Origin of the sequence: Saccharothrix sp. NRRL B-16314 (assembly GCF_000716595.1) — a bacterium.
GTDB lineage: Bacteria > Actinomycetota > Actinomycetes > Mycobacteriales > Pseudonocardiaceae > Actinosynnema.
Genome location: NZ_JNXC01000003.1, coordinates 573,777 through 599,383, shown reverse-complemented (window position 1 = coordinate 599,383; position 25,607 = coordinate 573,777). Strand labels below are relative to the sequence as shown.

General features: G+C 70.2%; 25 protein-coding genes. 9 read left to right on the top strand and 16 right to left on the bottom strand.

Features of this window, described 5'->3' with window-relative positions; all coding sequences use genetic code 11:
* Window positions 1–92 precede the first annotated feature (92 nt).
* Both OQ02_RS09865 and OQ02_RS40825 read right to left on the bottom strand, forming a co-directional pair.
* Complete coding sequence (locus OQ02_RS09865; protein ID WP_051772078.1) at window positions 93–1,397, bottom strand: aromatic ring-opening dioxygenase LigA; 1,305 nt, start codon at window positions 1,395–1,397, stop codon at window positions 93–95.
* Between the two features lie 13 nt (window positions 1,398–1,410).
* Window positions 1,411–1,914: a GNAT family N-acetyltransferase gene (locus OQ02_RS40825; protein ID WP_051772077.1), complete on the bottom strand. Its 504-nt coding sequence runs from the start codon at window positions 1,912–1,914 to the stop codon at window positions 1,411–1,413.
* Window positions 1,915–1,991: 77 nt separating this feature from the next.
* Here OQ02_RS40825 and OQ02_RS09855 point away from each other — a divergent pair, with 77 nt between their 5' ends.
* A complete protein-coding gene (locus OQ02_RS09855; RefSeq protein ID WP_033438044.1) occupies window positions 1,992–2,444 on the top strand; it encodes a winged helix-turn-helix transcriptional regulator in 453 nt (150 codons plus the stop codon).
* A gap of 392 nt (window positions 2,445–2,836) precedes the next feature.
* On the opposite strand, the gene polA is transcribed toward OQ02_RS09855, so the two are convergent.
* Entirely contained in the window at window positions 2,837–5,512 is a 2,676-nt protein-coding gene (gene polA, locus OQ02_RS09850; RefSeq protein WP_269321600.1) for a DNA polymerase I, read from the bottom strand.
* A 54-nt stretch (window positions 5,513–5,566) separates the two neighbouring features.
* Here polA and OQ02_RS09845 point away from each other — a divergent pair, with 54 nt between their 5' ends.
* Both OQ02_RS09845 and OQ02_RS09840 read left to right on the top strand, forming a co-directional pair.
* Window positions 5,567–5,989: a hotdog fold thioesterase gene (locus OQ02_RS09845; protein ID WP_033437913.1), complete on the top strand. Its 423-nt coding sequence runs from the start codon at window positions 5,567–5,569 to the stop codon at window positions 5,987–5,989.
* Between the two features lie 68 nt (window positions 5,990–6,057).
* Window positions 6,058–6,621 carry a DUF4352 domain-containing protein gene (locus tag OQ02_RS09840; RefSeq protein ID WP_231499927.1) on the top strand — a complete coding sequence of 188 codons (564 nt, stop codon included), beginning with the start codon at window positions 6,058–6,060 and terminating at the stop codon, window positions 6,619–6,621.
* Between the two features lie 22 nt (window positions 6,622–6,643).
* Here the strand turns inward: OQ02_RS09840 and OQ02_RS09835 are convergent, their stop codons facing one another.
* The 7 genes from OQ02_RS09835 to OQ02_RS09805 all read right to left on the bottom strand — a co-directional run bounded on the left by OQ02_RS09835 (window position 6,644) and on the right by OQ02_RS09805 (window position 13,712).
* Window positions 6,644–7,348, bottom strand: a complete 705-nt coding sequence (locus tag OQ02_RS09835) for an ABC transporter ATP-binding protein (protein ID WP_033437912.1) — start codon at window positions 7,346–7,348, stop codon at window positions 6,644–6,646.
* Window positions 7,338–8,078 carry an ABC transporter ATP-binding protein gene (locus tag OQ02_RS09830; RefSeq protein WP_156076955.1) on the bottom strand — a complete coding sequence of 247 codons (741 nt, stop codon included), beginning with the start codon at window positions 8,076–8,078 and terminating at the stop codon, window positions 7,338–7,340. The genes OQ02_RS09835 and OQ02_RS09830 overlap by 11 nt, the downstream gene beginning before the upstream one ends.
* 32 nt (window positions 8,079–8,110) lie before the next feature.
* The gene (locus tag OQ02_RS09825; RefSeq protein ID WP_033437910.1) at window positions 8,111–9,277 is read right to left on the bottom strand and encodes a branched-chain amino acid ABC transporter permease; all 1,167 of its coding nucleotides are present in this window, start codon (window positions 9,275–9,277) and stop codon (window positions 8,111–8,113) included.
* Window positions 9,274–10,236 carry a branched-chain amino acid ABC transporter permease gene (locus tag OQ02_RS09820; RefSeq protein WP_033437909.1) on the bottom strand — a complete coding sequence of 321 codons (963 nt, stop codon included), beginning with the start codon at window positions 10,234–10,236 and terminating at the stop codon, window positions 9,274–9,276. Before OQ02_RS09820 ends, OQ02_RS09825 begins: the two co-directional genes overlap by 4 nt.
* 124 nt (window positions 10,237–10,360) lie before the next feature.
* Window positions 10,361–11,539 carry a branched-chain amino acid ABC transporter substrate-binding protein gene (locus OQ02_RS09815; RefSeq protein WP_231499925.1) on the bottom strand — a complete coding sequence of 393 codons (1,179 nt, stop codon included), beginning with the start codon at window positions 11,537–11,539 and terminating at the stop codon, window positions 10,361–10,363.
* Between the two features lie 279 nt (window positions 11,540–11,818).
* A complete protein-coding gene (locus OQ02_RS09810) occupies window positions 11,819–12,424 on the bottom strand; it encodes an ANTAR domain-containing response regulator (protein WP_033437907.1) in 606 nt (201 codons plus the stop codon).
* A 322-nt stretch (window positions 12,425–12,746) separates the two neighbouring features.
* Entirely contained in the window at window positions 12,747–13,712 is a 966-nt protein-coding gene (locus tag OQ02_RS09805; protein WP_033437906.1) for a hypothetical protein, read from the bottom strand.
* 276 nt (window positions 13,713–13,988) lie between these two features.
* Between OQ02_RS09805 and OQ02_RS09800 the strand changes: the two genes are divergently transcribed.
* Both OQ02_RS09800 and OQ02_RS09795 read left to right on the top strand, forming a co-directional pair.
* Entirely contained in the window at window positions 13,989–14,498 is a 510-nt protein-coding gene (locus OQ02_RS09800; RefSeq protein WP_156076937.1) for a DinB family protein, read from the top strand.
* A gap of 70 nt (window positions 14,499–14,568) precedes the next feature.
* Window positions 14,569–15,414 carry a trypsin-like serine peptidase gene (locus OQ02_RS09795; protein ID WP_033437904.1) on the top strand — a complete coding sequence of 282 codons (846 nt, stop codon included), beginning with the start codon at window positions 14,569–14,571 and terminating at the stop codon, window positions 15,412–15,414.
* A gap of 7 nt (window positions 15,415–15,421) precedes the next feature.
* On the opposite strand, the gene OQ02_RS09790 is transcribed toward OQ02_RS09795, so the two are convergent.
* Complete coding sequence (locus tag OQ02_RS09790; protein WP_033437903.1) at window positions 15,422–16,735, bottom strand: PI-PLC domain-containing protein; 1,314 nt, start codon at window positions 16,733–16,735, stop codon at window positions 15,422–15,424.
* Between the two features lie 105 nt (window positions 16,736–16,840).
* Between OQ02_RS09790 and OQ02_RS09785 the strand changes: the two genes are divergently transcribed.
* A complete protein-coding gene (locus OQ02_RS09785; protein WP_033437902.1) occupies window positions 16,841–17,260 on the top strand; it encodes a CoA-binding protein in 420 nt (139 codons plus the stop codon).
* Between the two features lie 14 nt (window positions 17,261–17,274).
* Here the strand turns inward: OQ02_RS09785 and OQ02_RS09780 are convergent, their stop codons facing one another.
* A complete protein-coding gene (locus OQ02_RS09780; protein ID WP_033438041.1) occupies window positions 17,275–17,655 on the bottom strand; it encodes a RidA family protein in 381 nt (126 codons plus the stop codon).
* A gap of 32 nt (window positions 17,656–17,687) precedes the next feature.
* Between OQ02_RS09780 and OQ02_RS09775 the strand changes: the two genes are divergently transcribed.
* Together OQ02_RS09775 and OQ02_RS09770 are read left to right on the top strand one after the other, a co-directional pair.
* The gene (locus OQ02_RS09775; protein WP_033437901.1) at window positions 17,688–18,491 is read left to right on the top strand and encodes an alpha/beta fold hydrolase; all 804 of its coding nucleotides are present in this window, start codon (window positions 17,688–17,690) and stop codon (window positions 18,489–18,491) included.
* 181 nt (window positions 18,492–18,672) lie between these two features.
* Window positions 18,673–20,772: an NACHT domain-containing protein gene (locus OQ02_RS09770; protein ID WP_033437900.1), complete on the top strand. Its 2,100-nt coding sequence runs from the start codon at window positions 18,673–18,675 to the stop codon at window positions 20,770–20,772.
* On the opposite strand, the gene OQ02_RS40030 is transcribed toward OQ02_RS09770, so the two are convergent.
* The 4 genes from OQ02_RS40030 to OQ02_RS09750 all read right to left on the bottom strand — a co-directional run bounded on the left by OQ02_RS40030 (window position 20,741) and on the right by OQ02_RS09750 (window position 24,496).
* Window positions 20,741–21,181, bottom strand: coding sequence for a hypothetical protein (locus tag OQ02_RS40030; RefSeq protein WP_081915485.1), 441 nt, complete (start codon window positions 21,179–21,181; stop codon window positions 20,741–20,743). The two genes, OQ02_RS09770 and OQ02_RS40030, sit on opposite strands and share 32 nt — an antisense overlap.
* Before the next feature lie 292 nt (window positions 21,182–21,473).
* Window positions 21,474–22,259, bottom strand: a complete 786-nt coding sequence (locus tag OQ02_RS09760; protein ID WP_033437899.1) for a pentapeptide repeat-containing protein — start codon at window positions 22,257–22,259, stop codon at window positions 21,474–21,476.
* The gene (gene recQ, locus OQ02_RS09755; RefSeq protein ID WP_033437898.1) at window positions 22,256–24,055 is read right to left on the bottom strand and encodes a DNA helicase RecQ; all 1,800 of its coding nucleotides are present in this window, start codon (window positions 24,053–24,055) and stop codon (window positions 22,256–22,258) included. Before recQ ends, OQ02_RS09760 begins: the two co-directional genes overlap by 4 nt.
* 9 nt (window positions 24,056–24,064) lie before the next feature.
* Window positions 24,065–24,496, bottom strand: coding sequence for a DUF4345 domain-containing protein (locus OQ02_RS09750; RefSeq protein WP_033438040.1), 432 nt, complete (start codon window positions 24,494–24,496; stop codon window positions 24,065–24,067).
* Between the two features lie 141 nt (window positions 24,497–24,637).
* Between OQ02_RS09750 and OQ02_RS09745 the strand changes: the two genes are divergently transcribed.
* Entirely contained in the window at window positions 24,638–25,606 is a 969-nt protein-coding gene (locus OQ02_RS09745) for an AraC family transcriptional regulator (protein ID WP_033437897.1), read from the top strand.
* Window position 25,607: the final 1 nt, after the last annotated feature.

Below are 25,607 nucleotides of genomic sequence, written 5' to 3'. Positions count from 1 at the left end.
CCGCCGCCATCTGGCACAACGACCACACCGACCAGCCCGTCAAGCGATCACTGACCGCCTACGACCACTAACGAGCCCTTGGACTTACTCATCTAGCAGGCGGGGAACAGGCGGCGGGTCGTGTTCGGCGCGGTGTAAGCGGCGGGGTCGCTGAAGCGGCAACCGTAGGCGGGTGCGGCCACGACGGCCGGGTCGTCCACGACGTCAGCGGCGGGTCGGCGGCCGGTGTCGACCCACGTCACCAGGTCGTCCCACGCCGTGCCGACCTCGGTCGGGCTGAACTCGCAGTGGTTGATCGTGCGGATCGCCCGCTGCGCGAGCAGGTGGCCGCGATCGTTGCGCTCGACGTCCCGCGAGTAGACCTGCTCCATCGAGAACGGCACGAACAGGTCGCCCAGGCCGTGCAGCGACAGCACCGGCGCGGTCGGGCGGCCGGCGATGCGGGGCACTTCGGTCAGCTTCGGCGTCAGCCGGGCCTTGGGGTTCTGCGGCAGGACGCGCTCGACCTCCCGGTTCACGTCGACCGGCGCGTTGGGCTCGTACCGGGTCGTGGCGTTGGTGGCGAGCTGACCGGGGTTGGCGGCCAGGCCGTCATCACCCGGGGCGGTGACCGCGAGGCCGAACACGAAGTCCTTCCAGAACGCGAACGCCTGCGCCGCACCCGGACGTGCCCCGCCGCTGCGGTTGGTGACGATGGAGACGAATTGCGCGCCGCGCTCGTTCGGCACGCCGGTCAAGCCGAGTTCGGCCTGGATGCGCGGCACGACCGCGCTCAGGTAGTCGTCCGGCGCGGGCCACGCGTGGATGCCGCTGACGGCCTGCGCGACGAGGTTGTAGTCGAGGATGAAGTCGAACAGCTCGTGATCGCCGAGCACACCGCACAGGGGTAGCGCGCCCTTGTAGAAGCCGGGGAACTGCTCCAGCGACCGGCCGATGACGTGGCCGCCCATGGAGGCGCCGACGATGAACGTGTCCGTCGGTTTGCCGACCAGCTTGTGGAAGTGCTTGGCGAGGTCGCGCGTGCCGAGGACGCCGGCTTTCACGTCGTAGGTGTTGGCGTAGTAGCTCGACGCGGCCCAGGCGAAGCCCTGGTCGAGGAGCTTCTGGCGCAGCCCGTAGCCGGGCGGGTCGACCTTGAGGACGGTGCTCGCGCCGCGGTAGCCGTGCGCCCACATGGCGAGGCGGCCGTTCCACCGCGGCGGGACCTCGATGATGTAGGCGGCGTGCTCGTGGACGCCTTGCAGCACCCGTGACGGTTCGCCGCCGACCTGGGCGGGCGGCAGCGGCGGGTTGTTGATCGTGTAGCCGGGGAGCGGCTGGTCGCCGGGCGGCGAGGACGCCATCGCCGGGGGTGCCAGCAGGAACAGGACGAGCACCAACCCGAAGATCCGTCGCATCGGGTCATTGTGCTCACCACCGGAGGTCGGCCACCAGGTCTTCGTGGGTCAACTGGTAGTTCAACGGATAGGTCACCTTGATGACGTCGTCCTCGTCCCGGATCAGCCGCGCACCGGGGAACACGCGGGAGATGAGGCGCAGCATCGGTTCGTTGTGGCCGAGGACGTCGCCGTGCAGCCCGGTGTAGTGGAGGTCGGTGGCGAGGCGGCCGAGGGCGGTGATGAGCCGGGTGCCGACGCCTTTGCGCTGCCACGGGTCGACGACGGCGAGGGCGATCTCGGCGGTGTCGTCGCCGGTCGCGGCCAGGCGGGCGATGCCGATGGGCGTGCGGCGGCACTCGGCGACGACGGCGGCCTTGCGGTGGCCGTCGAGGTCGGCGAGTTGGCGGCGCATGGTGGCGCTGAGGCGCGGCATCGGAGCGTGGAACCGCAGGTAGCGGCTCTGCGGGGACAGGCCTTGGAAGACGGTGTCGACCGCGGCACCGGCCTCGGCGGCGTTGAGTTCGCGGACTTTCATGGCGTACGCCCCTTGAGTTCGGATTCCGAACCCTAGCTGGATCCGTTTTCCGAACGCAAGGGGTATCGTCGATGGGCATGGCCCACGTGAAGGTTGCCGACGAGCTGTGCACGGTGTCCCTGCCCGCCGCCCTGCTGGGTGAGCGGTGGACGTTGCTGCTGCTGCGGCAGGCGTTCCTGGGCACGCGGCGGTTCGAGGACTTCCAGACGGCGATGGACATCTCGCGCAGCGTGCTGACCGAGCGCTTGGGCACGCTGGTCGAGGAGGGCATCCTGCGCCGCGAGGCGTACAAGGAAGTGCGGACGCGCTACGAGTACCGGCTCACCGAGAAGGGCCTCGACCTGTACCCGGTGCTGATGGCGCTGCGGAAGTGGGGCGACAAGTGGATGTCACCGGACGAGGGCCCCTCGTTCGACCTGCACCACCGGTCGTGTGGGGGTGATGTCGGGGTGCACGTGGCGTGCGAGGAGTGCGGTGCCGAACTGACCGCGCGCGACGTCCGGGTGACGCCGCTACGCGACCCACGCTGAACCGGCCGAACCGGGTCGCGCCCCGCCGAACCGGGTCTGGCAACCCCGACTTGGCTGCGCCGGGCCTCACCGGTCGAGCAGCCCGAACTCGGCCGCGCCAGGCCTGACCGATCACGCAGCCCCCGAGTTGGCCGCGCCGCGCCGGACCGCGCAGCCCGCAGCAGGTCACTCCGCGCATCGCCGCGTAGGGCAGGGCCGCGTCGACCCACCAAGCAGGACCGCACCGAACCGACAGCGCCGAGCTGGCACCGCCGAACCGACACCGCCGAACAGACAGGGCCGCGTCGACTCCACCGAACCGGCAGCGCCGAACAGACAGGTCGGACCGATCGGGCCAGGCCGGGTCGAACAGGCCGACCGGTCCCGGCTACCGCCCTTCGAGCACGAACCGCTCAGTGGGCGGCGGCGTTCCAGGAGCGGCCGACGCCCACCGAGACCTCCATCGGCACCGACAGCTCGTACGCCCGACCCATCCGGTCGCGGACCAGGGCCTCCACCTGTTCCCGCTCCCCCTCCGCGATCTCCAGCACCAGTTCGTCGTGCACCTGGAGCAGCATCCGCGACCTCAGCCCCGACTCCTCCAGCGCGCGGAACACGCCCAGCATCGCGACCTTGATGATGTCCGCGGCGCTCCCCTGGATCGGCGCGTTCAACGCCATCCGCTCGGCCATCTCCCGGCGCTGCCGGTTGTCGCTGGTCAGATCGGGCAGGTAGCGCCGCCGGCCGAGGATCGTCTCGGTGTACCCCTTCTTCCGCGCGTCCTCGACGACCGCGTGCAGGTAGTCGCGCACGCCGCCGAACCGGGCGAAGTACGCCTCCTTCTGCTCCCGCGCCTCCGCCGCCGAGATCCGCAGCTGCTGGGCCAGCCCGTACTCCGACAGCCCGTACGCCAACCCGTACGACATCGCCTTCACCCGCCGGCGCTGCTCGCCCGACACCTCCGACGTGGGCACCGAGAACGCCCGCGACGCGACGAACGTGTGCAGGTCCTCCCCGCTGCGGAACGCCTCGATCAGGCCCGCGTCCTCCGACAGGTGCGCCATGATCCGCATCTCGATCTGGCTGTAGTCGGCCGTCATCAGCTCGGCGTACCCCGGCCCGACCACGAACGCCTCGCGGATGCGCCGACCCTCGTCCGTCCGGATCGGGATGTTCTGGAGGTTCGGGTCGGTGGACGACAGCCGCCCGGTCGCCGCGATCGTCTGGTGGAACGTGGTGTGGATGCGGCCGTCGTCGGCCACCGACTTGAGCAGCCCGTCGACCGTCGACTTCAGCCTCGTCGTGTCCCGGTGCGCGAGCAGGTGCTGGAGGAACGGGTGCTCCGTCGCCTCCAGCAGGTTCTGCAACGCGTCCGCGTCCGTCGTGTACCCGGTCTTGGTCTTCTTCGTCTTCGGCATCTGCAACTCGTCGAACAGCACCGTCTGGAGCTGCTTCGGCGAGCCGAGGTTGATCTCCTTGCCGATCACCGAGTACGCGTCCTGCGCGGCCTGCTTCACGCCCGCCGCGAAGTGCGCCTCCAACGCCGCCAGGTGCTCGGAGTCGATCGCGATGCCGACGGCCTCGACCTCGTCCAGCACCATCATCAGCGGCAGCTCCAGCGTCGCCAGCAGCGACTCCTGCCCGGTGGCCACCAGCTCCCGGTCCAGCGCGTCGGCCAGCTCGCCCACCGCGAACGCCCGCACGATGGTGGACTGCGCGACCTTCTCGCGCTCCTCGTCCTCGTCGGCCAGCAGCGACAGCTGGCCGTCGTCCGGCTCCTCCGCGCGCAGTTCCCGCTTGAGGTAGCGCAGGGCGAGGTCGTCCAGCGCGAACGACCGCTGGCCGGGCCGCACCAGGTACGCCGCCAGCGCCGTGTCGCTGGTGATCCCGCGCAGCTTCCAGCCACGCGCCCGCAGCTGGCGCAGCGGCAGCTTCAGGTCGTGCGCGGCCTTCGGCGCCGACTCGTCGGCCAGCCAGGCGGCCAGCGCGTTCTCGTCCTCTTCGGTCAGCGACGCGACCTCGACGTACCCGCCCTCGCCGCCGACCGCCGCGAGCGCCAGGCCCTCCAGCTCACCGCCGGACGAGCGGAACGCGACGGAGACCCGGCCGGACCGGGCGTGCGCGTCGAGCCACGACGCCAGCGAGCCGACCGGCACCGCGCCGCCGCTGACCGTGAAGCCCTCCTCGGCCTCCGGCTCGGCGGTGGACAGGGTCGAGAACAGCCGGTCCCGCAGCACCCGGAACTCCAGCTCGTCGAACAGCCGGTGCACCGCGTCCCGGTCCCACGGCCTGGCTTCGAGGTCGGCCGGCGCGAGGGGCAGCTCGACGTCCCGCACCAGCTCGGTGAGCTGCCGGTTCAGCATGATGTTGGACAGGTTCGCGCGCAGCGCGTCACCGACCTTGCCGGGCACCTCGTCCACGTGGTCGATGAGGCCGTCGAGCGAGCCGAACTGGGTCAGCAGCTTCACGATCGTCTTCGGGCCGACGCCGGGCGTGTTCGGCAGGTTGTCCGACGAGTCGCCGCGCACCGCCGCGTAGTCGGCGTACAGCTCGGGCGGCACGCCCTGCTTCTCCAGCACCAGCTCGGGGGTGTACCGGGCCATCTCGGACACGCCCTTGACCGGGTACAGCACCGTCACCTTGTCCGTGACCAGCTGCAACGCGTCCCGGTCGCCGGTGCAGATCAGCACTTCGAAACCGGCCGCCGTCGCCTGGGTGGTGAGGGTGGCGATCAGGTCGTCGGCCTCGTAGTTGTCCTTCGAGAGCGCCGGGATGGACAGCGTGCCGAGCACGTCCTCGATGAGGCTGACCTGGCCGCGGAACTCCTGCGGTGTCTCGCTGCGACCGGCCTTGTACTCGGCGTAGGCCTCGGTGCGGAACGTCTTGCGCGAGACGTCGAAGGCCACCGCGATGTGGGTGGGCTTCTCGTCGCGCAGCAGGTTGATCAACATCGAGGTGAAGCCGTAGACCGCGTTGGTGGTCTGGCCCGTGCCGGTCTGGAAGTTCTCCTTGGGCAGCGCGAAGAACGCCCGGTAGGCCATCGAGTGGCCGTCGACCAGCAGCAGACGGGAGGCTTCTGAAGTGCTCACCCCGGCGAGTCTAGGGTGAGGGTCCGACAGTTCTGCACCGAGTGGAGCACGCACGTGACGCCAGCACCCGAGGAGATCCCCGGCGCCGACCAGGGCTCGGCCCACGAGCAGCTGACCGCGAGACTCGGCATCGAGATCACCCATTGGGATGCCGAACGGCTGGTCGGGACGATGCCGGTGAAGGGCAACCGGCAGCCGTACGGGTTGCTGCACGGAGGCGCGAACGCGGCGCTGGCGGAGACGTTGGGCTCGATCGCGGCGGCCATGCACGCGGCGCCGGACCGGCTGGCGGTTGGGCTGGAGCTGTCCTGCACGCACCACCGGGGCGTCACGGAGGGTGTCGTCACGGGCGTGTGCACGCCGCTGCACCGCGGTCGCAGCACGGCCACCTACGAGATCGCGATCACCGACGAGCAGGGGCGCCGCGCGTGCACGGCCCGGCTCACCTGCTTCCTCAAGGATGCCCCTAAAGCGTGAATGTCGGTCCGGTCGCCCGCCGGCGTGGAATACCGCCGGGCGGGGGAACACGTGAGGTGGAGGTGGGCGTGCGGCGGGTGGTGGCGGTGATGTCGGTGGTCCTGGCGGCCGGGTCGGCGACGGCGTGCGGCGGGATGCCGGTCGAGGCGGGCCCGGGATCGGTGACGTCCCCCGTCCCGACGTACCCGGTGCCGGCGCAGGCGGTGCGGCCGGACGAGAAGGTGCTGAAGATCCCCACCACGTTGGACGGCGACACGGCGTTCACGCTGCTGGGGATGACCGCGGAGATGCCGACGCTGATCGGCAGCCACGCCGAGTACCACGCCAAGGGCCAGTTCGTCCGGATCCGGCTGAGCGTGATCAACAACGGTCGCAGCAGCGTGTCGTTCGACGCGCGCCGGCACGTGATGGTCGACCACCGCGAGACCGAGCACCACGTGGACACGCAGGCGATGAACGTGAAGCGGCAGCCGGAGACGATCGACCTCGGCGCGAACGTGCGCCTGGAGTACGACGTCTACTACGACCTGCCGAAGGACGCGAAGCCGCTGGCCCTGCGCGTGTACGGCGGTCCGACGCTGACCGACCTGAAGGACGGGTCGAGCACCGAGATCCCGCTGGCCCAGCCGTAGCGGCCGGGCCGGCGGGTCTGCCTCAGTGACCCCCGAGGTACGCGGCGCGCACCTGCGGGTCGTCCAGGAGCTCCGGTCCGGGTGCGCTCTTCACGACCCGGCCGGTCTCCAGCACGTACGCGCGGTGGGAGAGCTTCAGCGCCTGCTGCGCGTTCTGCTCCACCAGCAGCACGGTCGTGCCGCGCTTGTTGATCTCCTTGATGATCTCGAAGATCTGCGCGATGAGCATGGGCGCGAGGCCCATCGACGGCTCGTCGAGCAGGAGCACCTTCGGCTTGGTCATCAGCGCCCGGCCGATGGCGATCATCTGCTGCTCGCCACCGGACATGGTGCCGCCGAACTGGCTCTTCCGCTCCGCGAGGCGCGGGAACAGCTCGTAGACCTCGGCCAGGTCGGCGTCAAGGGCGTCCTTGCGGGTGTACGCGCCCATCAGGAGGTTCTCCTGCACCGTCATGCCGGGGAACACGCCGCGGCCTTCCGGTGACTGGCCGATACCCGCGACGACCCGCTTGTGGCCGGCCATCTTGGAGATGTCGTCGCCGTTGAACACGATCTGGCCGCTGGTCAGCGGGCGCAGGCCGGAGATCGTCTTGAGCGTCGTCGTCTTGCCGGCGCCGTTGGCCCCGATCAGCGACACGATCTCGCCTTCGTCCACCTGGAGGCTGATGCCCTTGATAGCGGCGATCTTGCCGTAGTGCACGTGGATGTCGTTGACCTCAAGAAGCATCTTCGGACACCCCCAGGTAGGCCTCGATGACCTTCGGGTTGTTCTGCACCTCTTGCGGGAGCCCTTCTGCGATCAGCTGGCCGAAGTCCAGCACCGCCACGCGGTCGCTGACGCCCATGACCAGGCTCATGTCGTGCTCGATCAGCAGCACGGTCCGACCGCTGTCGCGGATCTTGCGGATCAGCGCCTGGAGCGATTCCTTCTCGGCCGGGTTCATCCCGGCCGCGGGCTCGTCCAGCAGGAGCAGCTTCGGGTCCGTGGCCAGGGCGCGGGCGATCTCGAGCCGCCGCTGGTCGCCGTAGGGCAGGTTCTTCGCGGTCTCGCTCATCCGGCCGGGGATGCCGACGAAGTCCAGCAGCTCCCGGGCCAGCTCACGGCCGCGCTTCTCCTCCTTGCGGTGCCAGGGCAGGCCCAGCGTCGCGCCGATCGCACCGGTCTTGTGGTGCGCGTCCGCGCCCACCATCACGTTCTCCAGCGCCGACATGTTGTGGAACAGCCGGATGTTCTGGAACGTGCGGGCGACGCCCTGCTTGGTGATCTTGAACCGCTTGCCGCCGTCGATCCGCGTGCCGTTGAACAGCACCTGGCCCTCGGTCGGCTGGTAGACGCCGGTGACCACGTTGAACACGGTGGTCTTGCCCGCGCCGTTCGGGCCGATCAGGGCGAAGATCTCGCCCTGGTTGACGCTGATCTTCGCCTCGCGGAGGGCGACCACGCCGCCGAAGCGCATGGTCACGTTGTCCAGCTGAAGGACGGGAGTGCTCACTTGGCCGCCTCCGTCGTGGTCACATCGGTGTCCGGACCCGGGACCTCGGCACCCATGGTGCCCATGCCGCCGGTTCCCTCGTGCAACTCGGCCTTGCGCCGCCGCGAGGGCAGCAGGCCTTCCGGCCGGAGCGCCATCATCAGCACCAGCACGCCGCCGAACAGCAGGATGCGGAACTCGGCCGGGTCCTTGCCGCCGAGGGCGGTCTTCAGCCACTCGACCTCGCGGAACCGCTCGGGCAGCCAGGCGATGACGAACGCGCCGAGCATGACGCCGGGCAGGTTGCCGGAGCCGCCGAGCACGACGGCGGCGAGGATCGTCGCGGACAGGATGAACGGGAACGTGTTCGGCTCGATGAACACGGCCTTGCCCGCGTACATGCCGCCCGCCAGGCCGCCGATCATGGCGCCGATGGCGAACGCGAGGAGCTTGAACTTGAACGTCGGCACGCCCATCAGCTCGGCCGCGTCCTCGTCCTCGCGGATCGCGGCCCACGCGCGGCCGACCCGGCTCTTCTGCAGCCGCACCGAGAAGATGATCACCAGGATGATGGCGATCAGCATCAGGTAGTAGTACGGCGCGGGGAGCAGCGCGAACTCGACCACACCGGGGATGTCGGGCGGGTGCGGCACGTTGGTGATGCCGCGTGCGCCGCCGATCTCGTCGGTGTTGTTCGCGGTGATCCGGACGATCTCGCCGAACCCGAGCGTCACGATCGCCAGGTAGTCGCCGCGCAGTCGCAGCGTCGGCGCGCCCAGGATGACACCGGACACGGCGGCGAGCAGGATGCCGAACGCCACCGTCGCCCAGTAGTTCCAGCCGTACTGGGTGGCGAAGTAGGCCACCGAGTAGCCGCCGATGGCGAAGAACGCGACGAAGCCGAGGTCGAGCAGACCTGCCTGGCCGACCACCACGTTCAGGCCGACGGCGAGCAGGATGTAGGTGCCGATCGGGTAGATCAGGACCGTGGTCCAGTCCGAGCCGGGCGACATGAAGGTGCCGATCCACGGCGCGGGCAGGATCAGCGCGAACACGATCGCGCCCAGGTACACGAGGTACCGCTGCCACACCTTGGCGTGTTCCCACCAGTCGCGGGCACCGTCGACCAGGGCGCCAACGCGCCTCAACGGATTCGCGTTGCCAGTCACTCCGTTGCCTTTCATGCGCGGGCCTTCTGTAGGGATTCACCCAGGATGCCGGTGGGGCGGAACATCAGCACGACCACCAGCACGGTGAACGCGATCACGTCCTTCCACTCCGAACCCAGGAAGATCGCGCCCCAGTTCTCGATGAGGCCGAGCACGATACCGCCGAGCAGTGCGCCGCGGAGGTTGCCGATACCGCCGAGCACGGCCGCGGTGAACGCTTTGATGCCGAGCACGAAACCGACGTTGAAGACGGTGTTCTCGAACTCCATCAGGTAAAGCGCGCCGGCGACACCGGCCATCGCGCCGCCGAGGAGGAACGTGACCCGCACGATGTTGTCGATGCTCACGCCCATGAGGACGGCGGCTTCGGGGTCCTGCGCGGTGGCGCGGATACCGCGACCGATCTTGGTGCGGTTCACCACGCGGTCCAGCGCGATCATCATGATGACCGCGGCCACGATCACGATGATGTGGTCGGTGCGGATCGCCGCGTTGCCGATGGAGAACACGGTGTCGCGGTCGACGATGCGCGGCGCGGACTGCTGGTTGCGGCCGGGCTTGCCGGTCAGCCACGGGATGATGACCAGCGCGAACAGCTCCTGCAGGAACAGCGACGCGCCGATCGCGGAGATCAGTGCGGTGAGCCGGGTGGCGCCCTTCTTGCGCAGCGGCCGGTAGGCCACCAGCTCCAGCAGGACCGCGGCGCCACCGGAGATCGCGGCCGACAACAGAATGATCAACAGCATCACGCCGAACAGCGCGAACCCGGTCAGCGGCGACGCGGGGGCGATCGCGGTGATCACCACGAGCGACGTGAACGTGCCGATCATGAAGATCTCGGAGTGCGCGAAGTTGATCAGACGCAGCACGCCGTAGACCATCGTGTAGCCGAGGGCGATCAGCGCGTAGATGGAGCCGAACACCAGTCCGCCCACCGTGCTGGGTAGGAACTGGTTGAGAAAATCATCAAGCATGACAGGTTGCCTCACGAGACGGGCGGGGAGAGAACATAGCCATAGTGGTGGGGAGCGGGAGCAGCCGTTCGTACGACGCTCCCGCTCCCCAGCTCGCCAGCTTGCTTGCCTAATCCGTCCCGGATCAGCCCTCGAGCTTCGCTTCCTCGGCCGGCCCGAGCAGCTTGAGGACGCCGCCCTTGACCTGGTAGACGAAGATCGCGTTGTTCTCGGGCTCGCCGTTCGCCTTGAACTTGATCGGCTTGGAGACGCCCTCGAAGCTGATCGTCTTCAGGTACTCGTTGATCTTCTCACCGGTGGTGTTGCCCGCCTCGACGGCCTTGATGAAGGCGGTCGCGGCGTCGTAGCCCTCGGTCGCGTAGATCGCAGGGTCGGCGCCGGCGCTCGCCTTGTACTTGTCGAAGAACTCCTTCAACGGGCCGGTCACGTCCGCCGACGGGATGTTGCACGGGCAGGCGAGGACTGCGCCCTCGGCCGCCTGGGCGCCCGCACCGGTCACCAGCTGCTGGTCGAGCGAGCCGTCGCCGGAGGCGAAGGTGGCCGTGACGCCGCCGTCGCGCAGCTGCTTGAGCAGCCGGCCGGCCTGCGCGTAGTAACCGCCGAAGACGATCACGTCGGGCTTCGACGCGGCGACCTTCGTGACGGTGGACGAGTAGTCGGACGCGTCCTTGGCGAACTTGTCCCGCTCGACCGTGACGCCCGCGGACTCGAACGACTTGGCGACGGCGTCGGCCAGGCCGACGCTGTACTCCTGGTCGTCGGACAGGACGAACGCCTTCTTCGGGGCCTTCGCCTTCACCAGGAACTCGGCGATGCCGGGGCCCTGGTCGTCGTCGTTCGCGACGACGCGGTGCCAGTAGGTCCAGCCGTTCTGCGCCAGGCCGGGGTTCGTGGCGGACGGCGAGACGCTGGGGAGCTTGCTCTCCTCCAGCTGGCCGCCGATGGCCTTCGACTCACCGGAGAAGGCCGGGCCGATGAGGCCGACGATCTTGTCCTGGGTGACGGCCTTCGTGATCAGCGAGGTCGCCTGGTCGGGCTTGCCCTGGCTGTCGTACGGCACCAGCTCGATCTTGACCTTGGGGCTCTTGGCGTTGTACTCGTCGATCGCCATCTTCGCGCCGTTGCGCGGCGGGATCACGATCGCCGAGTTCTCACCGGTGAGGTCACCCATGAACCCGATCTTGACCGAGGTGACTTCGCCACCCGCATCGCCGCCGCCGCCACCGCCGCCGGCGCAAGCCGCGAGCACCAGCGACGAAGCCGCCGCCAGCGCCAGAACTCGGCCGAGTCGTGCTCCTGACACCGGAATACCTCCCATGACACCAACCATGCCGCCGGTAGGCGGATGCCCTCACACGAGGGCTGGGTTAGGGCAGGAACGTAGCTTCATGTGAGTTCGATGAACAGGTGGTCTTACTGCTCTGTGTCCACATCGTGACGGTAGTCACCGGAAAATGCCCCAGCGTTAACAACCCTAAATCCAGCTCAAATCGCCGCAGGTCACACGGCCAATGCGGGCAGTAACCAACAATGACCCGACGTACTGTCCGATACTCGAACGTGTATCACTCGCGGGAGTTAGTCACCCGAAGTTTTCGATGACCGCTTCGGCCACGGCCTTCATCGTCGTGCGGCGATCCATAGCCGTCCGCTGCACCCAACGGAATGCCTCGGGCTCCGACAGACCCTGCTTGGTCATCAGCAATCCCTTGGCGCGCTCCACGACCTTGCGCGTCTCCAGCCGGTCGGTGAGCCCGGCGACCTCGTTCTCCAGCGCCTGCAACTCGGCGAACCGGCTCATCGCCAGCTCGATCGCGGGCACCAGGTCGCGCTTGGCGAACGGCTTCACCAGGTAGGCCATGGCGCCGGCGTCACGCGCGCGCTCCACGAGGTCGCGCTGGCTGAACGCGGTGAGGATGACGACCGGGGCGATGCGCTTGCCCGCGATCACCGAAGCGGCCTCGATGCCGTCGACCTTCGGCATCTTGACGTCCATGATCACCAGGTCCGGTCGCAGCTCGGTGGCCAGCGTGACCGCCTCGTCGCCGTCGGCGGCCTGACCGGCCACCTCGTACCCCTCTTCGCGGAGCATCTCGACCAGGTCGAGTCGGATGAGGGCTTCGTCCTCGGCCACGAGCACTCGCCGTGGCGCGGCCTCGGGCTGGGCCTCGGCAGCCGGTTGGGTCACCGGGGTCCTCCTGACATTCTGACGGCGGCTCGACGCGGTCGCGTCGGACGAAACCGCAGTCTACCGGCGGGTCGGGCCACTCCGGGGTGACGTGGCCGTGATCGCGGCCACCGCCGCCGGCTTGCCCGGTTCGGGGCCGGCCGATCGACCGAACGCGCCAGGCGGAAGCCTTCCCGCAGCCGGTGCGCCGGTGCCGGGCAGCCCAGTCACCGACGCAGTCCTGCGGCCGGCGTGCCCGTGCTGGACAGCCCGAGTCAGGTACACCGATCCGCGGCCGGCGTACCTGTGCCGGGCGCCCGTCGTGGACGCCCGGCACCGCAGGTCAGCGCACCGCCTGCGGCGGCTCCCACCAGCCCGTCACGCCCTTCGGCCACTCGAACGCGGCCAGCGCGGGCTCGTTCGCCGGGTCCGGGCCCTCGACCTCGCGCAGGAACAGGTCGTACCAGCCCGTCGAGATGCCGAGCCCCCCGGCAACACTGGGAACTTCCACAGACCCCGGCAGCCCGAACACCGGGTGCAGCAGGCGGTCGGCCACCTTCGGCACGCCGAGGCTCGCGGGCCACTCGACCCACCACTGGTCACCCTGGGCCAGCGCCCGCACCCACGGCGCGGCGGAGAACAGGTGGTACCGGCGCAGCACCGCGCTACCCACTCCGGTCGGGCGCGGCGCCTCGTCCAAGCGGTCGCGTTCGGCCTGGGTCAGTGGGCCGTCGAGGAACGTCCCGCCCAGGTCGCGGCCGGCGAGGAGGTTCCGCACGTACTTCATGCCGGTGGCCCAGGCCCGCTCGTCCACGCCCGCCAGGTGCACGGCCGCGTCCAGGTCCAGCAGTCGGAGTTCCACCGAACGCGGGTGGTGGGTGACCCGCAGACCGGCCGCCCCCGCCACCCAGTCCCCGTCGCGCTTGGGCAGCAGCTCGTAGAGCAGCGGACCCAGGGCGTGCTCGGTGAGGTGCAGGCGCAGCCGCCTGCCCGGCTCGACGGCGCCGAACGCGTGCGCCGGCCGCACCATGCTCGCGGGCGGGCGGAGTTGCAGGTGCGCGGCGGCGTCCAGACCGGCTTGCAGCACCACGGACTCGAGCGCGCGCTGGTCGTCGTCCTCCGCGTCGGGCAGGAACAGTCCGCGCACGTCGGCCTTGCCGCCGCGCAGGGCGTCGACCACGCGTTCGCGCCGGTCGTCGGGCAGGTCGTGCAGCACCGCTTTCACCGCGGGCACGGCCTGGGACAGGTTTTCGCCGGTGTAGGTCCGGCGGAGGTCGACCAGCTGTTCGGTCAACGACGATCGCGCCATGGCAGTCCTCGCTCCCGCCGCCCGGCTCGGCGCAACAAGGACGCGTCACGCGTCGTTCAACGGTTTCGAGTGGTCTTCATGAGCAGGGGCGCCTACGCCCCGCAGCGGATCACGCCACCCACTTGCCGGGGAGTGGCTCCAGCCTCACGTCTGCTCACACACGCCGCTTCCGACGATAGCAAAGCCCGACCGGGTCCGGCGACGACGACCGGCGCGAAGCGGAGCGCGGCGGCATGATGACACTTTGGTGTAACGCCCACCGGTAAGGTGTCGAACATGAGTTCGAACGAACGCGCGTGGCCTGCTCCCCACGCCCAGGACGAGCTGCGGTTGATGACCGGATTCCTGACCTTCCTGCGGCTCACCGCCGTGTCGAAGGTCGAGGGCCTGAGCTGGGCGGACGCCACGGCCACGCCCATCTCCACGTCGCCGGTGGTGAGCGCGCTGGGCGTGCTGCGGCACCTGACCGCGGTCGAGCGGTGGTGGTTGTCGATCGAGGTGGGCGGCGTGGAGCTGCCGTCGCTGTGGGGCGCGGACGCCGACGCGTCGTGGCGCATGCACGAGGGCGACACGGTCGAGTCGGTGATGGACGAGTACCGGGCCGAGTGGGCACGGTCGGAGCGCGCGCTCGACGGGTTGGGCGCGGACGACCGGACGCGCGGCGACCACGACGGCAAGGGCCGGACGGTGCGCTGGGTCCTCGCGCACGTCGTGCAGGAGACCGCGCGGCACGTCGGGCACCTGGACTTCCTGCGTGAGCTCGCGGACGGCGAGAAGGGCGAGTGACTCGCGGGGCATGACGCTTGCGGGTGAACAACCCTGCGGTGTCCGGCGGTGGCTGATTGGATCTCCGTCCATGCGCCACCTGGTTGCCCTTCTCGCCGCCGTGCTCGTGCTGTCCCTGCCCGCTGCGCCCGCCTGGGCCGCAGAATCGGCGCCCGCGCTCGCAACACCCACCGCGCCGGCCGTCGAAGTCGACTACACCGGGATCGTGTCGTTGCGCGGCTGTTCCGGATCGGTGGTCCGGCCGCCGGCGCACGATCCCGCCGACCCCGCACTGGTGCTGACCAACGGGCACTGCGTGCGGATGCTGGGTGCCGACGAGGTCCTCGTGGAGGAAGCGTCCGACCGGGTGTTCACGTTGCTGGACAAGGACGGCGACGGCACGCTCGGCACGCTGCGCTCGTCCGGTCTCGCCTACGCGACGATGTCCGGGACCGACGTCGCCCTGTACCGGCTGACGTCGACCTACGCCGAGGTCGAGGCCATGGGCACGCGGGCGCTGGAGCTGTCGCCCGAACGCCCGGCGACCGGCATCGCGATCCGGCTGGTGTCGGGCTACTGGCGGCACATCTACGCCTGCCACGCGGACGGTTACGTGCACGAGCTGCGCGAGGACCGGTGGACCTGGCGCGGTTCGATGCGCTACACCGAGGAGTGCGACAGCAAGGCCGGCACGTCCGGTTCACCGGTGCTCGACGTGGCCACGGGCAAGGTGGTGGCGGTCAACAACACCGCCAACGAGGACGGCGAGCGGTGCACGCTCAGCAACCCGTGCGAGGTGGACGAGACCGGCGCGGTGACCGTGCGCCAGGGCATCCGGTACGGGCAGCAGACCCACCAGATGGTGCCCTGCCTGACCGGAGGCGGCCGGGTCGACCTGACCGCCCCCGGCTGCGGGCTGCCCCGGCCCGCGGCTTAGCGCCGGCTCAGAATCGCTCGCCGGACAGGGCGACGACCGCCGCCATCGGGTTGCCCAGGTGGTAGTGGTCGACGGCCAGGTACGTCGGCGTCTTGCGGGCGGCGGGCTCGCAGAACCTGCGGGCCCGGTCGGCCAGCTTGCCGTTGTCGGTGGTCGCGGTGCCGGTGATGGGCACGTCCCGGAAGTGGTTCATCACGAACAGCGGCCGGAAACCGGGCTCGGTGCGGTTCAGCGGCGTGCTCCAGCGGCTGTAGCAGGACCAGTCCGACGCGCCGAGGCCGGAGCCCATCGACCAGTAGTTCTCGACCGTCCACTCCTGTTGGTACATCACGCCGAACGCGTCGCGCTGCGGCGAGTCGCCCGAACGGCCGTGGTCGGTGAAGATCATCAGCCGCTTGTTGGTGGCGCGCAAGGTGTTCAGGGTCGGCCAGCCGTTGGTCCGCACGCCCGCCTGGTCGGGGCGGAACAGCACGTTCGCCAAGCCGTTGACGCGGGACAGCTCGGAGCGCAGCACCTCGGCGGAGACGTAGTCCTCCAGGAACACGGTGACGAACTCGTTCGGGTTGCGGTTCAGGAAGTCCACGATCCGCTGCACGTCCACCCACAGCGCCACCGGGCGGCTGACCCACGTGCAGCTGTTGTGGCACAGGATCGCGCCGTCCGGCGTCTGGTGGATGTCCAGCTGGAACCCGCGCACACCGTCGCGGAGCTGCTGCTCGATGCCGCGGGCCTGGTTGGGCGCGAGGTTCACGAACGGCGGCGCGAAGCCGCCGTCCACGCCGTTGGCGTAGGCGTTGTGCGCGGTGAGGAAGGTGACCTGGTCCAGCCGCCGCTCCCCCTCGGCCGGCACCGGCACACGTCGGGGTGACACGGGGGTGAGGTGCCAGCGGTCGGCGCCGGTGCCGATCCGCACCTGGTCCGTGCCGGACGCGATCAGGTAGCGGTCGACGCCGGGGACCTTGAGCCGGTGCCGACCGTCGTCGGGCAGGTCGCCGTCGGGCAGAACGTCCCACTGCGCGTCGGGGCTGTCGCACGACAGCACGACCGCCTGGTCGGCTTGGCGGCCCAGGCACTGGCTGCCTTCGCGCAACGTTCGCCCGGTGAGGGTCCACTGCTGGCGGTCCTCGTCGCCCTTGGGCCGGCGTTGGAGGACGGAGGTGCCGGACACGCCGGCGTTCAGGCCGGTGGTGACGCTCTGGAGGTAGTAGACGCCGTCGGCGGCCTGGGCTTGGACGGCCGCGATTGCCGGTGCCGTGGCGGGTGCGATGGCGGTCAGGGAGGCGGCGAGCGTGACGATCAGGGCTGATCGAATGGCGCGCATCAAGAAGTCCTCTCGAAGGCTCCGCGGCGGCGGGCTCGCCCAGCGTAGCCACGAAACCGGTAAAACGCGAAAGAACTTCACGTCAGGTCGTTCTAGGCTGGTGCCATGACCGAACCCTGGGGTGATCCCGAGAAGATCCGCCGCGTCCTGGCGGACGGCGAGACCTGGGCCGTGGTCGGGCTGGCCGACCACCCGCACCGCGCCGCCTACGGCGTGGCGAGGTTCCTCAAGCAGCACGGCAAGCGGATCGTGCCCGTGCACCCCGACGCGGCGACCGTCCACGGCGAGCAGGGCTACGCGTCGCTGGCCGACATCCCGTTCCCGGTGGACGTGGTGGACGTGTTCCGCCGGTCGGAGGCGGCGGGCGAGTTCGCGGACGCGGCGGTGGAGATCGGCGCCAAGGCGGTGTGGTTCCAGCTCGACGTGATCGACGAGGCGGCGTACGAGCGGGCCACGGCGGCCGGGCTGGACGTCGTCATGGACCGCTGCCCGGCCATCGAGTGGTCGGCGCTCGGGCCCCGCTGATCACGCCCGGCTGATCACGCCCGGCGGCGTGCGGTGACCTCGATCTCGATCCGCATCCGGGGGTCGGCCAGGCCGCACTCCAGCATCGTCGCGGCCGGCCGCACCTCGCCGAACACCGCGCGCAACGCGGGCCAGCACGGCTCGAAGTCCTTGGCGTCGGGCAGGTAGTAGGTCACCCGGACGACGTCGGCGAAGGTGCACTCCGCCTCGGTCAGCGCGGCGCCGATGTTGACCAGGCACTGCTCGGCCTGCGCGACCACGTCGTCGGAGATGGTCATGGTGGCGTAGTCGAAGCCGGTCGTGCCCGACACGTGCACCCAGTCGCCGTCGACCACGGCCCGCGCGTAGCCGATCTGTTCTTCGAACGTGGAGCCCGAAAGGATCACTCGCCTCATGTCGTTCACCCTAATTGAGTAGCCTGCGGGCCATGCCGATCGTCGCGCTCAACGGGATCAACCTCAGCTACCAGGTGGACGGCGAGGGTGAACTCGTCGTCATGCTGATGGGCACCGGCAGCCCCGGCCGGGTGTGGCGCGCGCACCAGGTGCCGGCGCTGAAGGCCGCCGGGTTCCGGGTGGCCACCGTCGACAACCGGGGCATCCCGCCGACGGACGAGTGCGCGTCCGGGATCGCGATCGAGGACATGGTCGGCGACACCGTCGCCCTGATCGAATCGCTCGGCGGGCCGGCCCACCTCGTCGGCACGTCCATGGGAGCGCGGATCACGCAGGAAGTGGCGCTGGCCCGTCCGGACCTGGTTTCGAAGGCCGTGATGCTCGCGACGGCCGGCCGCAACGACCACCTGCAGAGCGCCCTGTCACGGGGTGAGCGCGCGCTGCACGACCAGGGGATCACGCTGCCGGGCGAGTACTTCGCGGCGGTGAACGCGGTGCTGAACCTGTCCCCCGCGACGCTGCGCGACCCGAGTGCGGCGCGGGACTGGCTGGACCTCCTGGAGCTGTCCGGTTCCACCGTCGGCAAGGGCGTGCGGGCGCAGATGGGGATGAACGAGACCGAGAGCCGGCTCGACGCGTACCGCGGGATCAAGGCGCCGTGCCTGGTGGTGGGCTTCGCGGACGACCGCGTGCTGCCGACGTACCTGGCGCGAGAGGTCGCCGACGTCATCCCGGGCGCGCGGTACGAGGAGGTGGCCGATGCGGGCCACTTCGGTTACCTGGAACAGCCCGCGGCCGTGAACCGGCTGCTCGTGGACTTCCTGACGGGCTCCTGACGGGTTCTTGACCGGTCCGGCTCCGGGCGCGGTCCTGATCCCGGTTCCGATCCCGATCCCGGTTCCGGTTCCGGTTCCGGTTCCGGTTCCGCACGGATCGTGACCGGTCGACCACGAGAACCCTTCTACCACCCCGCTCCGAACGCCGTTACCGTCGATCGCGACTTGGCGGAGGGGGCACATGGACGCGCGACGGCTCGGCCGCACCTCCCGCCTGATCGCGCTGACCGGGCTGGGCGCGGTGACGTTCCTCGTGCTCGTCCCCGTCGCGGTCAACCTGGTCACGGGTGGGTCGGCGCTGCGGGTGCTCGGCCCTTACGCGCCGTGGTTGTGGGCAGCGCTGGCCGTGTTGTCCGCGCTCACCGTGTGCCTCGCCGCGTGGGAACCGCTTCGCGCGCTTGTGCTGCGACGGCGTCCTTCGCACCCGGCCAACCGGCGGGCGGCGCTGGACCGGGTGGAACGTTTCGTGCGGGCGCGAGTGGACGGTTCGTTGGCCGAGCAGGTGCGGCTGAAGCTCGGTGTCGTGCCACGGGTGGGGCCGCGGTTGCCCACGCGCATCCGTCACCCGTTGGTCGTGGTGGGCGAACCCGGCTCCGGGAAGACGGCTTTGCTGCTGTCGCTCGCGGAGACGTTGGCGGCTCGGGCGCGGCAGGACCTGAGCCTGCCCGTGCCGGTGGTGGTGGACCTGGGCGGGTGGCAGCGGGACGACGACTTCGGCGAGTGGCTGCTGCGGGTGTTGTCGTCGCGGTACCGGATCGGGGCGCGGCTGGGGCGGGTGTGGCTGCGGCAGGGCAACCTCGTGCTGTTGTTCGACGGGCTGGACGACCTGTCCCCGGCCGACCGGGTGGAGTGCCTGGCCTGGATCACCGCGTTGAAGCTGCGGGAGGTCGTGCTGTGCGGTGCGGGCGATGAGCACCGGCACTTGCCTCGTTGTGATGTGGTTCGGGTGGATCCGTTGGGGCGCAACGAGGTCCTGGACCTGATCACGGCTTGTGCGCCGCGGTTGGACGGGTTGCGCGAGGCTCTGGAGAAGGACCCGGAGCTGTGGGACGAAGTGCGGACACCGCTCGCGTTCGGACTGCTGGCGCTGGCGTACCGGGCGGGGCGTGCGGAGTACCGGGGTGTGCTGGACACGTATCTGGTGGAGTCGGTAGCGCGTGACCCCTCCGGCACTTCCGGCTCTCACGGCTCTGCGGGCTCTCTTGGTTCTCCCGGCTCTCCTGGTCGTTCCGGCGCTTCCGGCTCTCCCGGCACTTCCGGTTCCTCCGGTTCGGAGCGCTTGGTGCGGGCTTTGCGGTTCCTGGCCCGGATCGCCCGGCGTCGGGGTGATCTCCAGGCGCGGTCCCGGTTGCCGTCGCGGGAGGTGTGGCTGGACTTCGTCGGGACGGACGTGGTGTGGCGGCTGTTCGGGCGGGCCGCGCCGGGTGCGCTGGCGGGTGCGGCGACCGCGTTGTGCTTCGTGGTCGGGGTGCGGCTCGGTCTGGTGGCGGCTGCCGTCACCGCTGTCGCCACGGTCGGCGTGCCGCGCAGTGCGTTCATCGCGGTTCGTGGTGATGTCCGGCGCGGAAGGCGTTGGGCGGTAACGGGTTTCGTGGCCGGGGTGTTGATCACCGGTGTCGTGGCCTTGCTGGGTGGGCTGCTCGGTGCGCTCGTCCCGGGATGGCCTCCGGCGGTCGGGTACGGGGTGGTCGTCGTGGTCGCGCTGCTCGTCGCCTACGGCAACACGCGTGACCGGTACTGGGCGTTGGCGTGCGCGTTGGTGCCGGTCGGGGTGATGGTGGTGACGGGGCCGGGTTCGGACCTGCCGGTCGGCCTCGGGATCGGGCTGGCGTCGGGGGCGGTGGCGGGTGCGTTCATCGGCGGTCTGCGCGGCGTGTGGGCCGGTCTGCACACGCGGGGCGCGATCGGGCTGCGCTGGTTGCCGGTGGCGGGATTGGTCGGGGTGGGGTCGGCGGCGCTCGCGGGTGCCGCGGTTCGCCCTTCGGCGTTGGGCGCGGTGACCGGCGTGCTGCTCGGGCTGGCGGTGGCGCCTGTCGTGAACCGGCCGTTCGACCCGGTGGCGGGGTTGCTCGCGCGACCGTTGGCGCTGGACGAGTTCCCGTTGGGGCGCAAGGCGATTCTCCAGTCCGCGCGGGACCGGGTGCTGTTGGTCGACGAGCACCGGTTCCCGCACGACCTGGTCCGCGACCACCTCGCGTCGTGCGATCCGGTGGAGGTGGCGGCGACCGTCGAGCGGCGGCGTGCCGGCCTCAGCCCCACCGGGTCCGACCCCATGGCTTGAACACCGACAGCACGGTGTTGAAGGTGTAGAGGGTGAGGGACACGCAGCAGGCCACCAGGACGTCCGGGCCGGCCGTGGCGACCGCTCCGGCTGCCGCCTCGTGCAGGCCGGAGCGCAGGGAGAACGTCGTCGCGATCACGGCGATGACGGTCAGCACGAACTTCACCAGCACCCAGCGGTACTTCACCAGGCCCCACTTCGTGCCGAGGGACAGGACGACGCCGGTGGCCAGCGCGGTGAGCGCGAGCGGCAGCACGACGAGGTCGCCGAGCAGTGACATGGCCTGGTAGAGCTGCGGCGCGTCGAACGCCGCCAGTGCGAGCACGAGCATCCCGATCGTGACGCCGAGCCAGCCGACGGACGTGATGACGTGCAGCAACAGCCACGACTTCCGCACTCTCGGTTTCATGCCGCACAGCCTGTCCCGTCCCACACCCTCACCGCGTCCGCCCGACAGCGGCTCCCCCGCCTACGCCCCCCGACGTACCCCACTCCGCGTGAGTCCTACGTTCACGCCCCGTGAGTCCTACCTTCCGAACGCGTGAGTCCTACGTTCGGGACCCCCGAATTCAACGCTCAGGACAAGGTCGGCCGGCTCTGGCCGTTCTGAGCGTTGAACTCGGGGTACGTGAACGTAGGACACGGGTGTTCTGAATGTAGGACTCACGCGGAGTGGAGGTAGGGCTCACGGGCGCGTGGGGTTAGGGCCAGGGGGAAGGGTGGGTGAGGGTGGCGGGAAGTCTGGTGGTGCGCGTGCCCTTGGCCGCGTCCACCTGGGCCTGGGTGAGGAAGAACGCGCCGGTCAGGTCGGCGTCGGAGAGGTCGGCGCCACGCAGGTCGGTGCCGATGAAGTCCACCAGCCGCAGGTCCGCCCCGCGGAGGTCGGCGCCGATCAGGTACGCACCGCGCAGGTTGGACGCCCGCAGGTTCGCGCCCTTCAGGTCCTTGCCGATCAGGTCCGCGCCACGGCGGTTCTTGCCCTTGCCCCGGGTCAGCTCGCTCGCCTTCAGCAGCACCGCGTTCGCCTGCTCCCAGTACGGGCCGACGTCCAGGGCCAGCAGCTCCTCGGAGGTGCCGGCGGTGAGCGCTTCGATCTTCGCCGCGAGGTCACGGGCGGCGGGGTGCAGTGCGCGGGCCTTCTCCAGGGACTGCACCTCGGTCAGGTACCAGAGCAGCTCGTGCAGCTGCCGCATCACCGGGAACACGTCGAACATGGCCGCCGCCGACGCCGGGTCGTCACGCCAGCTCGTGCCGCCGAACGTCACCTGCGCCACCTGCTGGCCCGCACCGAAGCAGTCGTACACAGTGCAGCCGGTGAACCCGGTCTCCCGCAGCTTCGAGTGGATGCCGCAGCCGAAGTCCGCGAGCAGGTTCCGGCACGGCGTGCGGGCCGGTTTGTCGATCGCGAAGTCCACCGACTTGGCGAACGCGGGCACCACGCAGCACAAAGCGAAGCAACGCGAGCAGTCGGCGCGGAGGTCGTTCATGCGCTCAACGTGTCCAAAATCTGCTGCCCGTACTTCGCCAGCTTGTTCTCACCGACGCCGTTGACGGTGCCCAGCTCGTCCAACGTCGACGGCCCGGACGTGGCGATCTGCCGCAGCGTCGCGTCGTGGAAGATCACGTAGGCCGGGACGCCCTGCTCCTTGGCCGTCGCCGCGCGCCACGCCCGCAGCCGCTCGAACACCGGAGTCGCCTCGGCACTCAGCTCCACCTGCGCCGCCGTGCTCTTCGCGGTCTTCACCTTGGCCAGGCGCTCCGGCTCACGCCGCATCAGCACCTTGCGCCCCTGGTACAGCACCTCGTCGCTGCCCGGCGTGACGACGAGCGTCGAGTACTCGCCCTCCACCGCGATCAGCCCCTGCGCCAGCAGCTGCCGGACCACCCCGCGCCAGCCGCTCTCGTTCAGCTCGGTGCCGATGCCGAACACCTTCAGCTGGTCGTGGTCGTGCTGGATGACCTTCGCCGTCTTGCGGCCGAGCAGGATGTCGATCGTCTGCCCCGCCCCGAACTTCTGCCGCCGCTCGTTGCGCAACCGCACCACCGTGGACAGCACCTTCTGCGCCGCCACCGTGCCGTCCCACGTCTCCGGCGGCACGAGGCACGTGTCGCAGTTGCCGCACGGAGTGCCGGACTGGCCGAAGTAGTCGAGCAACCGAACGCGACGGCACTCGACCGTCTCGCACAGCGCGAGCATCGCGTCGAGGTGGGCCATGAGCTTGCGGCGGTGCTGCTGGTCGCCCTCGGAGTCGTCGATCATCTTGCGCTGCTGGACGACGTCCTGGAGCCCGTACGCCAGCCAGGCGGTGGACGGCAGCCCGTCCCGGCCCGCGCGGCCCGTCTCCTGGTAGTAGCCCTCCACGGACTTCGGCAGGTCGAGGTGCGCGACGAACCGCACGTCCGGCTTGTCGATGCCCATGCCGAAAGCGATGGTGGCGACCATCACGAGACCGTCCTCGCGCAGGAACCGGGACTGGTTGCGCGCACGCGTGCCCGAGTCGAGGCCCGCGTGGTAGGGCAGCGCCGGGATGCCGTTCTGGGTGAGGAACTCGGCGGTCTTCTCCACCGAGTTGCGGGACAGGCAGTAGACGATGCCCGCGTCGCCCTTGTGCTCGGTGCGGAGCAGTTCCAGCAGCTGCTTCTTCGGCTCGTTCTTGGGCACGATCCGGTACTGGATGTTCGGCCGGTCGAAGCTGGCGACGAAGTGCTTCGCGTCACCGAGCCGGAGGCGTTCGGCGATCTCGGCGTGGGTGGCCTGGGTCGCGGTCGCGGTGAGCGCGATCCTGGGCACCTCCGGCCACCGTTCGTGCAGGTGGGAGAGGGCGAGGTACTCGGGGCGGAAGTCGTGGCCCCACTGGGAGACGCAGTGCGCCTCGTCGATGGCGAAGAGGGCGATCTTGCCGCGCTCCAGCAGGCGGGTGGTCTGCTCGGTGCGGAGGCGTTCGGGTGCGAGGTAGAGGAGGTCGAGCTCGCCGGCCAGGAACTCGGCCTCGACCAGCGCGCGCTCGTCCGGGAACTGGGTGGAGTTGAGGAACCCGGCGCGCACGCCGAGGTCGCGCAGGGCGTCCACCTGGTCCTGCATCAACGCGATCAACGGCGAGATGACGACGCCCGTGCCGTCGCGCACCAGGGAGGGGATCTGGTAGCACAGCGACTTCCCACCCCCGGTGGGCATGAGCACCAGCGCATCGCCGCCCGTGATGACGTGGTCGACGATGTCCTGCTGCTCCCCGCGGAAGGACTCGTACCCGAAAATCCTTCGCAGCACCTCTTGCGAAGCCATCGCGCGATCCTAACGGACCCCTCCGACACTCCCGCCCGGCACGGCACCGGCGGCTCCCGTGCGGCGGAGGCGGACGAGCACCCCCGCGCACCCCAGTCCGAGCAGCAGTTCCACCGCGGCGGCGGTGACCAGACCGGCGGAAGGCATCCCGTCCACCGCCATACCGAGGAGGCGGGACAGGCCGTAGGAGAGGTGGAGGAGGGCTCCGAGCGCGGCGGCGGTGGGGGTGAGCCGCGGCACGAACGCGCCGAGCAGCACGACCGAGCCGATCGCCAGCAGGGCGCCGCCGGCTGCTCGAAGTTCGCTCAGCAGGCTCGGATCGCCGGCGGCGTCGATGCCGTTGACCGCGTGGAAGGCGACGGGCGCGAACAGGCTCACGGCGCCGATCACCGCCAAGACGAGACCTGAGGCGGACAGCAGGGCTTTCGGCATGGCGGGCATCTGGGGTTCCTTGTCCACGGCGGATGTCGAAATCCAGTGTCTTGCCGGGTGGGAGGCCCGACAACGACCGCGCGTCCGCCGACGATTGCCGTTCGTCCGGGGCCGTGGACGCCCGACGGCGCCCGGTGGCACGCTCCGACCGTGCCGAGCCGAGACTTCCCCGTGCCCACCGACCTGTTGGGCGAGGTGCTGCACCTGCTGAGGCTGACGGGCACCCTGTACTGCCGGGCGGAGCTGACCGCGCCGTGGGGTGTGGCCGTGCCCCGCCTGGACGAGCTGATGACGTTCCAGGTGGTGACCTCGGGCCGGTGCGTGCTGGAAGTCGACGGTGCCGGGTCGCGGGTGCTGGAGCAGGGCAGCCTGACCCTGATCCCCCACGGCACGCCGCACCGCCTGCGCAGTGCGCCGGGCACGCCGACCGAGCCGCTGTTCGACATACCGGTCGAACGGATCAGCGACCGCTACGAGGTGCTGCGCCACGGTGGCGGCGGCGACCTCACCCAGGTCGCCTACGGTGCGGTCCGCTTCGACCACCTGACCGCTCACCGCCTGGTCAGGCAGCTGCCGCTGGTCCTGCACGTCGACGCGTGGGACGACGACGCGGCGGGTTGGCTGCACAGCACGCTGCGGTTCATGGCCGCCGAGGCGCGGACGCCGAGGGCGGGCGGGGAGACCGTCATCACGCGCTTGGCGGACATCCTGGTCGTGCAGGCGATCCGCTCGTGGCTCGACTCGGCGCCCGAGGCCGACCAGGGCTGGTTGGCCGCCGTGCGCGACGAGCACGTCGGCCGGGCACTGCTGTCGATCCACCGCGCCCCGGAACACCCGTGGACCGTCGCCGAACTCGCCGGTCAAGCCCACCTGTCGCGGTCGGCGTTCGCGGCCCGGTTCACCGCCCTGGTCGGCGAGCCGGCGATGCGCTACCTGACCGAGTGCCGCATGCAACTGGCCCGCGCGCGGCTGCGGGAGACCGCCGAACCCCTGTCCACCGTCGCCCACAGCTTCGGCTACCGGTCGGAGGCGGCGTTCTCCCGCGCCTTCAAACGGGCGTTCGGCGTGCCGCCCGGCAGTCTCCGCCGCCCGGCCGCACCCGCAATGGCACCCGGATGAC